This window comes from Tolypothrix sp. PCC 7712 (genome assembly GCF_025860405.1).
Classification (GTDB): domain Bacteria; phylum Cyanobacteriota; class Cyanobacteriia; order Cyanobacteriales; family Nostocaceae; genus Aulosira; species Aulosira diplosiphon.
In genome coordinates this window covers 99,688-115,254 of record NZ_CP063788.1, presented here as the reverse complement: position 1 = coordinate 115,254, position 15,567 = coordinate 99,688, and the positions used below count along the sequence as shown (strand labels likewise).

The 15,567-nt window shown below is 34.4% G+C and carries 9 protein-coding genes and 3 pseudogenes; 2 read left to right on the top strand and 10 right to left on the bottom strand.

Going from position 1 to position 15,567, the window contains the following annotated elements:
• Positions 1–190 precede the first annotated feature (190 nt).
• The 9 genes and pseudogenes from HGR01_RS39075 to HGR01_RS39035 form a co-directional block, all read right to left on the bottom strand.
• Positions 191–1,501 carry an IS701 family transposase gene (locus HGR01_RS39075; RefSeq protein ID WP_045874302.1) on the bottom strand — a complete coding sequence of 437 codons (1,311 nt, stop codon included), beginning with the start codon at positions 1,499–1,501 and terminating at the stop codon, positions 191–193.
• Between the two features lie 111 nt (positions 1,502–1,612).
• Entirely contained in the window at positions 1,613–2,923 is a 1,311-nt protein-coding gene (locus HGR01_RS39070) for an IS701 family transposase (RefSeq protein WP_096621593.1), read from the bottom strand.
• 305 nt (positions 2,924–3,228) lie between these two features.
• Complete coding sequence (locus HGR01_RS39065) at positions 3,229–3,924, bottom strand: ATP-binding cassette domain-containing protein (protein ID WP_045874303.1); 696 nt, start codon at positions 3,922–3,924, stop codon at positions 3,229–3,231.
• A gap of 44 nt (positions 3,925–3,968) precedes the next feature.
• Positions 3,969–5,252, bottom strand: coding sequence for an ABC transporter permease DevC (gene devC, locus HGR01_RS39060; RefSeq protein WP_052335434.1), 1,284 nt, complete (start codon positions 5,250–5,252; stop codon positions 3,969–3,971).
• A 197-nt stretch (positions 5,253–5,449) separates the two neighbouring features.
• The gene (locus HGR01_RS39055) at positions 5,450–5,917 is read right to left on the bottom strand and encodes an ISAs1 family transposase (RefSeq protein ID WP_052335435.1); all 468 of its coding nucleotides are present in this window, start codon (positions 5,915–5,917) and stop codon (positions 5,450–5,452) included.
• Positions 5,918–6,251: 334 nt separating this feature from the next.
• A complete protein-coding gene (locus HGR01_RS39050; protein ID WP_096622351.1) occupies positions 6,252–10,781 on the bottom strand; it encodes a polyprenyl synthetase family protein in 4,530 nt (1,509 codons plus the stop codon).
• A gap of 127 nt (positions 10,782–10,908) precedes the next feature.
• Positions 10,909–11,223, bottom strand: a pseudogene (locus HGR01_RS39045) (transposase); the annotation flags it as partial.
• Positions 11,224–11,332: 109 nt separating this feature from the next.
• A pseudogene (locus tag HGR01_RS39040) lies at positions 11,333–11,428 on the bottom strand (transposase); the annotation flags it as partial.
• A 164-nt stretch (positions 11,429–11,592) separates the two neighbouring features.
• Positions 11,593–11,856, bottom strand: a pseudogene (locus tag HGR01_RS39035) (transposase); the annotation flags it as partial.
• Between the two features lie 201 nt (positions 11,857–12,057).
• Between HGR01_RS39035 and HGR01_RS39030 the strand changes: the two are divergent.
• Entirely contained in the window at positions 12,058–13,248 is a 1,191-nt protein-coding gene (locus HGR01_RS39030) for an ABC exporter membrane fusion protein (protein WP_045874305.1), read from the top strand.
• 254 nt (positions 13,249–13,502) lie between these two features.
• Here HGR01_RS39030 and HGR01_RS39025 read toward each other — a convergent pair whose 3' ends face one another.
• Positions 13,503–14,813, bottom strand: a complete 1,311-nt coding sequence (locus HGR01_RS39025; RefSeq protein ID WP_096621593.1) for an IS701 family transposase — start codon at positions 14,811–14,813, stop codon at positions 13,503–13,505.
• 96 nt (positions 14,814–14,909) lie between these two features.
• Between HGR01_RS39025 and HGR01_RS39020 the strand changes: the two genes are divergently transcribed.
• Complete coding sequence (locus HGR01_RS39020) at positions 14,910–15,542, top strand: tyrosine-type recombinase/integrase (protein ID WP_063749853.1); 633 nt, start codon at positions 14,910–14,912, stop codon at positions 15,540–15,542.
• The last annotated feature ends 25 nt before the right edge of the window (positions 15,543–15,567 follow it).

Sequence of the window (15,567 nt, the reverse complement as noted above, 5' to 3'; positions counted from 1 at the left end):
TATTAATGAGACAGGGTTGAGCTTTGCTCAACCCTGTCTCCCCCCAACTATACGATTATCATTCTTACAACTCACAACTAAATTATGAAGTATATCTTGTCCTAATGAGTTTTGAAGCATTTCGTGACCCTTTGGCAAAAATATCGTTCAAATCACACAGTCGATTTCACTTTATCCCTGTTTTGTCACTCTAGGCAGAGGAAAAGTAGAAATCTGGGTGACCAAGGAATATAAAAATTGGAGAGGTAAGCCTATAAACAATAGATTGGAGCTTAGAAAACCCCAAAGATAATTGAGGAATAGGAAAAACTGTTAACCAGGGGGAGATTAAATTAAATAAGGTAAAAGGTTGAATAATCAACCGGAGATTGTTAAGTATATTCTTCCAACCTTTTCCATCATCCCACCAGGGGTGTGAAGCAAACTTGAAGTTGGATTGTATTGGCATCTGAAATATTTGTTCTGAGTGCAAGCTAACCATGAGGTAAGCACTGCAAACAATCTCCCACCATTTTTCGATATCAGGATAATGAGTCAAACGATAATCTGCCCAACCTAGTTCATTCTTACTTTGTTTTAATCCATACTCAACCCAAGTTCTTAACCCATAAAAATTGCCAACATCTCTTGGCGTAATGTCTGGATATTTACTCATCACATACCAAGTAGAACTCTCAGGCAATTCTTCTGCATCTGTTGTAATTTGCCAATATCTAAGTCGTCCACGTTTTCCTGGGATTATTTCTCTAATAAAGCGATTCTCGCTGTTGAGATTTGAGAATACTCGTTTAAATCTATGCCATTTTAGGTATTGAATTCTTTGTCGTGGAAGTAGCTCTACATAATGATTTGACCTAATTGCAACTATATATTTCAAGTTCAGTTCATCTAATACGGAGATGAAATTTGTCTCACTTTCTCCATATAAGCTGTCTGCCAATACTAAGTTGAATTTAAAGCCCATCAACTGTAGCTTTCTCATTAAAATGGCTGCTATTTCTGGCTTAGTACGATATTTATCCCCTGCCTTTAATCTTTCTCGAGGTTTATAAACTTCAAATAGCAATGGAAATGTCATTCCACAGAAAACACCATACACTGTTACTACTACAATTCCATTCTCAGTTTTTCCCAAGTTTCCTATGTACTGCCTTTTGACATAATCTGTCTTGTTCCCTTTCTTTTTATCTCCTGTTTCATCAATAATTAAAATGATTGGTTTACCTTGAAGCATCTGTAAAATTAGTTCTAACCGCAAGATTCTGAACTGTTCTACTTGCCAAGGAGATGAAGTTAAAAAATGATGTAGTCCTTGATGGTTATCTAATCCTACAATTTTCGCTATTTCTGGTAAAGTTTTACGTTTTAATTCCGAAATACATCCTACATGTAGGTACTTAAAAGCCTCGAAGCTTCTAACATCTGAAAACAGGCTTTTATACCACTGACAATATTCGTCCACAAATTTCACTGTTGGTGCGGCTGGACGAGGCTGTACCATGCTCTGTGTCTTTGTTCTAGCGTTTATACATTCTTATACTACCGCGAGAGTGACAAAACAGGGTTATGCGCGAATTAGAGAGGCTGGAATCCTTATCCCTCTTTTGTCACTCTAGGCAGAGGAAAAGTAGAAATCAGGGTGAATCAGGGATATAAAAATTGAACTGGTGAGGCTATAAATAATAGATTGAAGTTTAAAAAAACCCAAAGCTAATTGAGGAATAGGAAAAACCGTTAACCAGGGATATATCAGATTAAATAAAGTAAAAGGTTGAATAATCAAACGAAGATTGTTAAGAATGTTCTTCCAGCCATTTCCATTATCCCACCAAGGATGTGAAACAAATTTTGACTCTCGTTGTGATGGAGACTGAAACAGTTGCTCCGAATGCAGACTAACCATTAAATAAGCACTGCAAATAATTTCCCACCATCGCTCAATATCTGGGTAGTGAGTCAGGCGAAAATCTGACCAACCTAATTCATTCTTACTTTGTTTTAACCCGTACTCGACCCAAGTTCTTAAACCGTAAAAATTTCCAACTTCTCTTGGCGTAATGTCTGGATATTTACTCATCACATACCAAGTAGTGTTATCAGGCAAATTTTCTGGATCTGTAGTAATTTGCCAATATCTAAGTTCTCCACGTTTTCCCGGAATAATTTCTCTAATAAATCGATTTTCCCGACTCAAGTCAGAGAATACCCTTTGAAACTTCTGCCACTTTAAATATTGAATATGTTGTCGTGGAAGTATTTCTACATAATGATTTGACCGAATCGCTACTATATAGTTCAAGTTTAGTTCATCTAATACAGATATGAAATTCTTACCACTCTCTCCATATAAGCTATCTGCAAGTACTAAGTTGAATTTAAAACCCATTGATTGTAGCTTTTTTATCAGTATTGCTGCTATTTCTGGTTTAGTGCGGTACTTATCTCCTGCCTGTAATCTTTCCCTGGGTTTATACACTTCAAACAGTAATGGAAATGTCATCCCACAGAAAACACCATATACTGTCACTGCCACAATTCCATTATCTGTTTTTCCCAAATTTCCTATATACTGCCGTTTCACATAATCTGTCTTGCTCCCTTTCTTTTTATCCCCTGTCTCATCAATAATTAAAATGATTGGTCTACCTTTTAGCACTTGTAAAATTAACTCTAACCTTAAGGTTCTTAACTTTTCTATATCCCAAGGTGATGTAGTTAGAAAATGATGCAACCCTTGCTGGTTATCTAATCCTACGATTTTTGCTATTTCTGGCAATGTTTTACGTTTTAGATCAGAAATGCAGCCTACATGGAGATATTTAAAAGCCTCGAAACTCCTAACATCTGGAAACAGACTTTTATACCACTGGCAATATTCGTCCACAAATTTGACTGTTGGTGCGGCTGGACGGGGCTGTACCATGCTCTGTGTCTTGGTTCTAGCATTTTTACCTTATTATACTACTGCCAGAGTGACAAAACAGGGTTATAAATTCGTAGTTTAAATTTCATCTTATGCGCGAACCCACACATCTTATGCGCGAACCCACACCACAGAGAATTGTGTATCAATAAGTATCAAAAAATATAAGTATTTTAACGATCGCTCTTTCGAGAAAAACTTTTTGGTTTACTGATGATGAATATCAACCATCTGATTTGGCTACTGATGAGGCGATTGAATTTTTAGCAGAGCTACTGACTACTCCTTTACAAATTGAACACTATTTAAATTTGGCTTTTGAAGAAGCTTTTACCATCTTGAATATGAATAATATGATCAGCAATATTCAAAAACCTATTGTCATGGGTAATCATTAAAATAGAAGTTTCTTCTTGTTTCACCAAATGATGCATTAAGTTAATAATATTTTGGGCAGATTTACCATCTAAAGCTGCTGTAGGTTCATCCGCAAGGATTAATTTAGGTTTATTTACTAAAGCACAGGCAATAGCGGCTCTTTGTTTTTCGCCACCTGATAAATCATCGGGGTAATAATTAATTCTATGGTCTAAACCTACCATTTCTAAAGTAGTATTTGATAGTTCAATCATTTCTTTTCTGCTATATTTAATGGGATTAAGCTTCAAAGACATTTGCAAATTTTGTTGAACAGTTAAACAATTAACAAGATTACTAGCTTGAAAAATATAGCCAATCAATCGTCTAACTTTTTTTCCTTGTCGTTGATTCATTTTTTTCAATTCATATCCAAAAACTTCAATACTTCCTTCTTGTACAGAACGTAAACCGCCGATTAAACTCAACAATGTACTCTTACCTGAACCAGAAGGACCAGTAAGGAACACAAATTCTCCAGTTTTTATTTCAAGATTAATATCAAATAAAACTTGAATTTTACTTCTTTTGGTTTCATAGTAATAATTGAGATTTCTTATATTTACTATTGTTGAATTCAACATTTTTGTGACCAAAATATTATTTATCTGCAAAGAGAATAAAAAGTTTAAAGTAGATTGATAGGATCAGCTTCTTTTAATTTATTTGTGGCAATTAAACTTGCTGCTAAACATACTCCCATCGTTAATAATAACACGATGATAGCTCTTCTAAAATCCATTGTTATGGGTAAAGATGTAGCATCTTTGGCAAGCTCATATATAAATAGAGAAATTATTAAGCCCTGAAGATAAGCTAAAATCGCTAAAAATATAGATTCTTGTAATATGACTATTACAAAGTAACTGTTTGTATAACCTCTGGCTTTTAATAAAGCATATTCTGGAAGATGAGAAGCTATTTCAGTAGACATAATTTGATACACTACTATAACCTGTACTATAACTGTCATAAATACAACTAAACTGAATACAAAGCCAATTGGAGATCTAATTGCCCAATATTGCTTTTCTGAGTCTATAAATTCTTGACGCGTTAAAAGTTTGAGGTTTACAGGTAAATATTTCTTATCTTCAAGTTTTTTTATAAAACTTTTTGGATTAACATTTTGTTTAAGTTGAATCACGCCGATATTAATATTATTAGGGTTGAGATAAGGAAAGATTTCTATAAAATTAAAACTGCTAGTAATAAAAGAAACATCGGAAACAAAAGAAGCTGTATTAAATTGTACTACATCTTCAATTCTTACCTTTTTTCCATCCAGTTTAATTATAGGAATTATTCCTGAATCATATTCCTTAATTAAAATACTATATTCAGGACGCGAATTTCTATCAATTAATACCACGTTAGGAATTTTTGCTTTATCAAGTTTTTCATTAAGATTTTCAACCTTAAAAGGAGAATTATTAATATTGACTCCAAATACTAAAACAAAAGTTTCGTTGGTAATATTTGGTATTTGTAGTCTTGAAAAGTTTAAATATAAAGAACTAATATTAGTTACTTCTGCTAATCCTTCTAATCTATATAAATAAGTTGTAGAAAAAGGTAAAGATTCATGTAAAACGTTAGTTTTTTTATGAATGAGAACCAACTCTCCTTTAAAATTTTGATGTATTCTAGTATTACTCTCATAAAGAGCATCTTGCAACCCCAGATTAGTTAATACTGTTGCCACCAAAATTGATATTCCACTTAATATACCTACCAAACGAAATTTATTTTTAGTTAATTGTAACCATGCTAAAGTAATTTCATTCATGATTTTTTCATAATCTTGGAAAACTTGACTATAAGCTTTAGCAATAAATTCTTTTATTTGTGCTAAAATCTCTGCTTTTATTTCTTCAGGAGAGCATTCTTTCGCAGGGTAAGCGCATTTCAAACCCTATTGACAAGAGGTTTTTAAAGCATGATCATGATGAGTAAGACTGGCAGCTAAAATCGTCAACATATAATTGTTATCCATAGCAGATCGATTTGATTTTTGACGATTACTTCGCTGGAACGATTGCTCCAAATTCAAAGCGTTAAGCGCAATTCGACGCAACAGTGACAGATTTTGTGGAGCATGGCTATGCGCTAACCATATGTAAAGGTGTTTTTTTTTCCCAGCGCTCTGTCGTAGGAGCCTTTGAGGGTTTTACCATCAATTGGGATTACTTGCGCTCCCGTGTTCTCAACTATTGATTCAACCCAACGCCTAAAACATTGCTCAAATACCAATGCATTTATACGCTCAAAAACTCGGCGAAACGTATCCGCACAAGGGATACCTTCTGGCAACTTTAAAAACTGTGACAACCACTCGTATTTACTTAAACCATAATTTTCCATATCTTCCCAGCCCTTGGCTCCTGCAATTACTGATAGTATGGCGATGATTAAAATATCAGTTAATAAATGCACACGATTTCTTTCTGCACGGGGGTCTTCTATTTCACTAAACATTGATGAAATCTTCGATGTTAAAGCGTTGGCATTCGCTACACTTAAAGCCTTTGACTTGGGAGCAGGAGGATGATTAGAAGAGTTGAAACCCGATGCCATAATACTGACCCTGATGTAAAATAGACGCTTTACTTTTTAGCGTACTACTTACTCAAATTTGATTCTTTCTGCATCTTTTGGTCAAATATTCTGTATTTTAAGCTACAAAATTATATGCGCTTACCCTGGTTCTGTGAGAATTTTAATATCTCTTTTGCCCTTCATAACTTTAACTTTATCTAAAAATACGGTAAATTGTTTTTATAGTTAACAATATATATTGTTTATATGTCAATACTTATAAGGCTTTCAGTCAATTTTTAATATATTTTTTAAGATAATTTAATGACTTCTGCTAATAATTTTGCATAATAGGTAATGAAGAGCCAAAAATTTAATAATCTCTTATTTCGACTACAAACCAGCCAAACATCCTTAATTGCAATTTAGCATAACTTTCAGGAATAATTTGATCGACTTTTAGCCAGGCATTTTCCACTAAATTCTTAGCATAATTAATACAATTATCCATAGCTCCACATTCCTCTAATAACTCAATTAACATGGGTAAATCCTCAGCAGATGCTCCCTTTTCAAGCCCTTGCCATAATTTTAGTATTTTTTGGGGATTAAGAGTTAAAAATCCTTGTATTACAGGAGCAGTAATTTTTCCCTCAATTAAATCCTCTCCTTTAGTTTTTAAACCTGAGCAAAACCCCCGTAAATTAATTACATCATCCATAATTTGAAAAGCAACTCCGATCGCTAAAAAATATTCTCCTAAAATCTCTTTTTGTTTAGAGGTTCCTTCGCCAAGTAAAACACCTATACGAGCAGCAATACTGGCAGGAAGTCCACTTTTAAGGCGATGAATAGCTAACATAGAATGCCAAACTTTTTGAAAATATCCTGTAGCTAAACATTCGGTTACAAGAGCTTGTAAACCTTGAATATCTAAACCTTGTCCCACATGACCACCTCTTAAAAACAAAAAATAAAGTTGATAAATTTCTAAGAGAGTTTTGTCAGAAATAGATGATCGTTTAAGTAAAGTTTCTGGAGCAAAATAAGCTGCTGTACCTGCATTAATAGCTGTAGGAATACCATAGATCGAGTGGCAGGTTTCTCCTCCACGACGCATTGAGGAGTTATCTTCTACATCATCCACAATAAGGCTACCCGTATGAATGAGTTCGGGAAAGGCTAGAAAATCTTCAAATTTGTGAGGATCACCCCCCACTGCGGCAATACACAAAAGCAAACCTAAAGAGCGCCAAGCTTTTCCACCACGATCTGTCATTGTCCGAACAGGTTGAATCAAGTTCTCGATAAAACTTTTTTGGGATACTCCTTCTAGAAATAATTCAAAACCTTCATCAGCAATTAAGCGACGGATATCTTCAAAACTTGGATTAAGAGGATAACATCTATCTACGGCATTTAATGCTTTTTTACTAACTGCTCGCAAATAGTTTTTATAATTAGAATATTGACACCCGAAGCCGACTTGTTCAACAAAACCGATTCCTTTGATATGGTGGTTTTCATAAGTGCCTTCTATTTGAACACTTCCTTTCCAATAAGCAGGTTGAGCAATAATAGAAATAATTTCTTGATTAGGTATTTCTGCTTTTAAGTATAGTTTGATCTTAAGTGATTCAATAGATAAGACCCAAGAAATACCATATTCAATAAAAGTCTGTGAACTTGTCCAAAATTCTGTAGTTCTTAAATTACCTTGATAATATTTTGTTTCTCCTTCAGGAGAAACAAAAAGTATATTTAGTTCTGAGTTGTCTTGACTATTTTGAAAATCAATTAAATTAGGATTATAAACAATTTCGGCATTATTTTCTAACTGAATAGCAATCCAAACCCACTGGTATTTATGTTCTTTAAATCTTGAATTTTCTTGAACACCACCAAATTTACGATCATACCAACCTAAACCTTCTACAGAATAAACTTCCTGACCTATTTGTACTGTTCCTGTTGCTTGCAAACGCGGAAGGGAATAATAAAACATTTGCAGATTATGAATAACTCCATATTTGCCATTAAAAATAGGTTCTTTTATAGGCTGAAGTTGCAAATTAAAACTATAATTTTCAAATTTACCATCAACATGATAGTTATTTAATTCATCTTTATATATATTGATTTCATCTATAGAATAATCCATTAATTCCTGGTTTATTTGAGGTATAGACTTACATTTTTGATCTGGTAATGGATATTCTCCTTTTTTCAATATTTCCTGTAAAGCCCGTTGCATATAGTCACTCTTATAGCGTGGTTGTAGATATTCAGCAATTACTTTTAAACCTTGAGAATCTCCTTTAGAAAAAGTGTGGTATTGCTGATTTGGAACATCTAAAAAAGAACAATGAATATGATGTAGCTGAATATTCCTTACTAAAATCTGAAATAAAGTAGTTGTAATTACAAATTTTTTATTATTTTTTTGAGAAACCAAATGAATATAAAAAGACCAAAATTCTGCTTTTGAACTGATATGGGGTAAGTCGTGTTTTTGTACATCTAATTTTTTGTTCTTAGCTGGCCATTCTTCTTGATAAATACAATATTTTTTAGTAGTTTCTAAAATCTCATTGACCATCTGTTGACGATTCTGAAGAGTTTGTTTTGGTAAGGTTTCAGATTCGTATAATAAAACAAAAATAGATAATTCTAGTTTTCTTCTGTGAGAACACTGTAAATTTTCAATTTTTTTCATCATTTCAATACTTAAATATTGAATCGATGATAAATCTTTAAAATAATTCTCAAATATGTTAATTGCTTGGTTAACACCATCTTCTTTTTCTAACTGCATCCCTAATCGTTCTGCATTTTGTCGATAGATTGGTGATTCAATTTCATTCAAAATATTAGTAAATTTTTGATTTAGCTCATTTGCAGAATAGTTTTTTAAGCTACCCAAATAAATACCTGCTTTTTCTTGGTCTATCCATTTACCCCACATACCTTGGTCAGCCCATAAAATTACTGGAATAACTACTGAAGGAACACCAGAAAGTAAACATTGGGCAGTAGTTCCTGACCCTCCATGATGAATAACATAACAACACTTAGAAAATAAGAGTGTATGGGGAACATAATCAACCCAATATGTCCGCTCTTTCACTGTTTTTGGGACATATTTTCCAATAGAAATACATCGCCTTCCAGTAGCTCTAATTGCATTTAATAGTGGTTCTATCCATGTTTTTTGGCTATAAACATCCATGCTGCCAAAATTTAAACAAATTGGGGGTGAACCTGCATTGAGATAGTTCTCTAATTCTTCAGGAATAAATAAACTCTTTGAAGGCTTCAATAGCCAGAAGCCTGTTGTATGCGATTTTAAACCAGGTAACTCTTGAGTAGGAAACAGGGGTGTATAACCATTCAAAACAAGAGTTTGTTTTTGTTGATTAAAACTAAGGTTATCAGTAGCTTTAAGAGGAATGGATAATTTATTATAAACCTCTTGTATTATTTGATAGCATTTCCAATTACTATGTACATAACAAACATTGGCATAATATTTTATATATCCTTCAAAAGGACTACATTGAGTATTTTGTTTGATAGAAAACGGCCACCATTTTAATTGAATATATGGTATTTTTAAATAATCAGAAACAAAATTATACAGTAAAAAACCAATCCCAATCATTAAACAGTCAATGGAATTAATTTGACAGCAATTTATTAGTGTATTAATTATTTTTTCAATATCTTGATAGAACTTATAAATACTATCACCAGATAATTCTGGTTCTTCAACCTGGTTCATTTCCCATACAATTGAAGTATGGTCTACGCCTAGACTAACAAAACTAAGGTGATTGGATTCTACTAAAGTTCGGTGTTCTTCTGTAGAACAAATCCACACATTGTATCCTGATTTCTGAAAACCTAGTCCTAAAGCAATACAAGGTTGAATATCTCCTCTAGTACCAAAGGATATAAATAATAAGTTTTTAGGAATTTTTCCTTTGTTTAACTGTGAACAGATATAATTTTGCTTTTTAATAAAACTTGGAATGAGGTTTAAAGATTCATTATTATGTGCTAGGGTTACTTTGACTGAGTGAGATTTTAAATTTAAAGGTTCTTTTGAATACAAAGAATAATTAAAACGCCGAATTAAATTTTCCCATTTTAAAATAGCTTTTTTAATTTCTTCATTTTCTAATTCCCAATTTTCCCATTCTTGCTTATTAATTGGTAAATTATAGTATTGAAAATCTATAGAATGAGAATCTAACTCTAAGTCTTGACAAATTTCATTTAAAATGATTTGAGGATTTTGCAGTAATTCTTCCCAATAAATAATTTTATAATTGGAAATATATTGACAATCATTTTGCCAAACTTGATGAGCATAAATCCAATGACGAATTAAATTTTCAATTTCAATTTCTGTATCGTCTAATATTTTATCAGTGGCATAGGCATTAGCAATAGGATGTCTTAATATAAAAATTTGATAACTTTGGGGAAGCATTGCGTTTATAAATCTGCTTCTGAGTATGTTTGATGCAGACCTTTCTAGTTTAATTGGTTTTGAACCACTCCAATATTGACCCCATTGTTTCAAAAGTTGTAAGCGATTCTCTTCTGTGACAAGAGACGAAGAGGCTGTTAAATGAGCATGGGGATTAAAAGCCCAGAAGCCAACACCACCAAAAAATTCATCAGGTAAATAAACATTTTGAACAAGCTGACCTTCAGTTTCAGTTATATCAATACCAACTTTGATATCTTGCCAGTACTTTTTATTTTTGTGAGTTTGACCATAATTATCTTGATACAAGGCTGATATTTGAGGATGCTGAGTTAGTAATTTTTCTAAAAAACTAGCACCACTATTATGTAACCCACCTATAAAAATATATTTGAATTTATAACTCATTTTAGTTTTTTTACTAACAAAGAATTTTCTCTTAGGGCAATTTATTCGATTACGGCATGTCAATATGACAACCTAGAAATTTCCGAAGAATAAAATATATCTGGAGTTTAGACTAAGCTATGGAAAATCGTACCAGTATATCTGCTGGAATGCTGGCAGTTTTTAACAAAAAAGGGGCACAACCATACTCACTGTCCCAAACTGAAATCGGTCTAATGGGTAAATGCTTACACACCTGTTTAAGTTGCCAAACCGCTTTCCCAATTGGACTTTCGCTACTTGTGATCCGTTCATGTCTCAAAGGTAATGCCCAACTACCTGATTTTTCTGGTATCCAGGCAATTGTCCTATATCCTTGACCAATGGTAATCGGTTTATTTCCTGCTATGGATGTGCCACTATGTTCGTAAGTCCTCTGTTGTAGCGTTACTGCATCTGACTTTGTTGGCGAATTCTGTAAGGTCAAATTTATGCGGCTAAAGCGGCGAAGCGAGAAAGACTCTTACCAAAGTTATTAGCTTCTGTCCACCACTGCCAAACCCTAACCAGATTCATAGCAGCAGCTGTAGTCTAGTTTTTTCAAAGCCTCGATAACGGCATCGACGCAATCCAAACACTCTTGTGGCTTGAGAAATAGTCCCTTCAACACCAGATCGTTTTGCGTACTGCTGTTTAAATTCAAGCGTTTGTTGCCGCTGATAAGCGTGAAGGGATGACGGTACATTTTTTGCTTCTTGGTTCCCCTCATCAACATTTCATGCCTTGCAAGTATGGTTACGTTTAAAAGACGACCTTTACGAGTTGTCTGTTGAATTTGTGTTGTTTCGTCTGGCTGATGCCAAGTTTCAGTATCAGCCAAATCAAACCGCTCACCGTATTTTTTGGGGCAACCACGTTTTTTATTTGACTCAGTTATAGGTGGAGACTGATAGAAAATACGATTACTACGGACTCTGGCTATCACCACCAAATTTTTGTGTTTGGACTGCTCAAACAGAAATGAACGTTGGCTATAGACGCTATCTGCTACTAGTACGCACAATTTCTCATGCCAAGGCAGTGATGAATCGCACATAATAGATTGAATTTGCTCACTTGCAACGTCAACACCACTTTGATGAAGCGACACCCTTTCTCCAGACAAGGGAATTGCCCAAGCGGCATGACCATCAGTCTCTTTTTCTGCTAGGACTGAGAGTACTGGACTTTATTATTCCTTTCCGCTTTTACCTGCTGAATCTGGTTTTAAAGAGAATATTATCAGTTTATGAAATCAATGAAGCGGATACAACATAAGAAGTGGCTCTTCATACTTGTCGCATTTTTATCTATTTTAGGTATTAGTATTATTTTAATTTTTAAAAAAGTATTAATATCGGTCGAGAAAAAACCTAGTGTTGGTTTAGAATCGAATTATAAACAAAAAATATTTCATATTAGTGGGTTAGGAAAAATTGAACCTCAAGGAGGAGTAATTACAGTTTCACCAACTTCTGCAATTCAAGGAATACAAGTAAAAAAAATCTTAGTTAAAGAAGGAGATTGGATAGAGTCGGGACAAATTATTGCTATTCTAGAAAACTATAATCGTTTAAAAGCTGTTTTATTACAAGCACAAACTCAAATGGCTATCTATCAAGCTAATTTAGATAAAATAAAAGCTGGTTCTCAAATTAGCGAAATTAATGCTCAAATTGCCACAATTGAAAGATTAAAAGCTAATTTACAGGGTAATATTAAAACTCAAAAAACAAATATTACAGAATTAGAAGCCCAACTGGAACTTGCTATTTCCGAATATAAACGGTATGAAAAACTTTATCAAGAAGGAGTTATTACTACCTCTGAATTTGATAATAAAAATTTAAGGGTTAAAATTTTTCGTGAACAAGTAGAAAGAGCTAAGGCAACCTTAGCACAAATGCTTAAAACAGGTGATTACGAAATTCAACAAGCTAAGTTTAAACTTGAACAAATTAAGGAAGTACCTCCAGTAAATATAGCTATAGCCGAAGCGGAGTTAAGAAATGCAAAAGCAGCAATTGTTAAGGCTGAAACTGATTTAGAATTAGGTTTAGTGAAATCACCAATAGAGGGGCAAGTTTTAAAAATTCATACCTTTCCTGGAGAGATAATTGGTACAAAAGGTTTAATAGAAATGGGTCAAACAAAAAATATGTATGTTGTAGCAGAAATATATGAAGGAGATATTAACCAAGTGAAAATCGGTCAAAAAGCTTTAATTGTTAGTGAATATGCTGGTTTAACTGAACAACTTGGAGGAAAAGTAGAGCAAATTGGTTTAAAGATAGGTAAAAATAATATTCTTGATCCCCAACCCGGTAGTGACAATGATACGAGAGTAGTTGAAATTAAAATTTTGCTTAATCTAGAAGATAGTAAAGTAGTCAGAACCTTAACCAATCTACTGGTTAGAGTAACTATTGAAATAGAGCAATCTCCATAAAGCTCATCGTAACTGCCCAGAGAGGTGTCGAGCCAATACCAGGGCGAACGCATCTAAATATAGTACAGAAATACTAAAATGAGAAAAAAGGTAGCGATCGCTCTCCAAGTCGCTTAAGTTCTCAGTATCAAAAGTAAGTTAAATAACATTGAAGTGACGATTCACCGTAAAATACTGGACTGTTTTTTATTTCTATGTGCTTACCAACTTATGCTCCAAAGTTGGTAAAATTAGCTTATCCCTCTTTTGTCACTCTAGGCAGAGGAAAAGTAGAAATCAGGGTGAATCAGGGATATAAAAATTGAACTGGTGAGGCTATAAATAATAGATTGAAGTTTAAAAAAACCCAAAGCTAATTGAGGAATAGGAAAAACCGTTAACCAGGGATATATCAGATTAAATAAAGTAAAAGGTTGAATAATCAAACGAAGATTGTTAAGAATGTTCTTCCAGCCATTTCCATTATCCCACCAAGGATGTGAAACAAATTTTGACTCTCGTTGTGATGGAGACTGAAACAGTTGCTCCGAATGCAGACTAACCATTAAATAAGCACTGCAAATAATTTCCCACCATCGCTCAATATCTGGGTAGTGAGTCAGGCGAAAATCTGACCAACCTAATTCATTCTTACTTTGTTTTAACCCGTACTCGACCCAAGTTCTTAAACCGTAAAAATTTCCAACTTCTCTTGGCGTAATGTCTGGATATTTACTCATCACATACCAAGTAGTGTTATCAGGCAAATTTTCTGGATCTGTAGTAATTTGCCAATATCTAAGTTCTCCACGTTTTCCCGGAATAATTTCTCTAATAAATCGATTTTCCCGACTCAAGTCAGAGAATACCCTTTGAAACTTCTGCCACTTTAAATATTGAATATGTTGTCGTGGAAGTATTTCTACATAATGATTTGACCGAATCGCTACTATATAGTTCAAGTTTAGTTCATCTAATACAGATATGAAATTCTTACCACTCTCTCCATATAAGCTATCTGCAAGTACTAAGTTGAATTTAAAACCCATTGATTGTAGCTTTTTTATCAGTATTGCTGCTATTTCTGGTTTAGTGCGGTACTTATCTCCTGCCTGTAATCTTTCCCTGGGTTTATACACTTCAAACAGTAATGGAAATGTCATCCCACAGAAAACACCATATACTGTCACTGCCACAATTCCATTATCTGTTTTTCCCAAATTTCCTATATACTGCCGTTTCACATAATCTGTCTTGCTCCCTTTCTTTTTATCCCCTGTCTCATCAATAATTAAAATGATTGGTCTACCTTTTAGCACTTGTAAAATTAACTCTAACCTTAAGGTTCTTAACTTTTCTATATCCCAAGGTGATGTAGTTAGAAAATGATGCAACCCTTGCTGGTTATCTAATCCTACGATTTTTGCTATTTCTGGCAATGTTTTACGTTTTAGATCAGAAATGCAGCCTACATGGAGATATTTAAAAGCCTCGAAACTCCTAACATCTGGAAACAGACTTTTATACCACTGGCAATATTCGTCCACAAATTTGACTGTTGGTGCGGCTGGACGGGGCTGTACCATGCTCTGTGTCTTGGTTCTAGCATTTTTACCTTATTATACTACTGCCAGAGTGACAAAACAGGGTTATACACCCCAAGGTTTTCAGGGGGTTGAGTCATGGCAGCACAAACCGTCCAACCATCGAAAGTTGGTAAAACCGAAAAACCAGAGCGTCAATCGCCTAACTCTCGCAAGTACTCCTTTGTCAGGACTAGGGAGCATTTGTTACCAGAAGAAGTTGAGTTGATGCGGTCAGCTATCAAAAAATCCAAGGGTCGCCACGCTCACCGAGATTCAACCATAATTTTGCTTTGCTACCGTCACGGATTGCGAGTGGCAGAGGTGGCATCTCTGCGCTGGGAACAAATAGACTGGAACGGTGGTACAATTTACGTGAAGCGAGTTAAAAAAGGCACTCCATCCACTCATCCTCTTTACTCTGAAGAAATTCGCTCTCTCCGCAAGCTTCAAAGAGATTATCCTGCTAGTTCCTATATTTTCCAGTCTTCTCGGCTTGGCCCGTTGGCACATGATACGATCGCTGGCATTGTTGAACGGGCTGGTGAATTAGCTGGTTTGCCTTTCAGAGTTCATGCTCATATGCTGCGGTATGGAACAGGTTATTATCTGGCGAATCGAGGCATTGATACCCGAACAATTCAGAGTTACTTGGGGCATAAAAATATTCAGCATACTGTTCGTTACACCGAACTTGCATCTACCAAATTTCATGGGCTTTGGGATGATTAATGCCCATCTCCCCCGAAAAAAATCG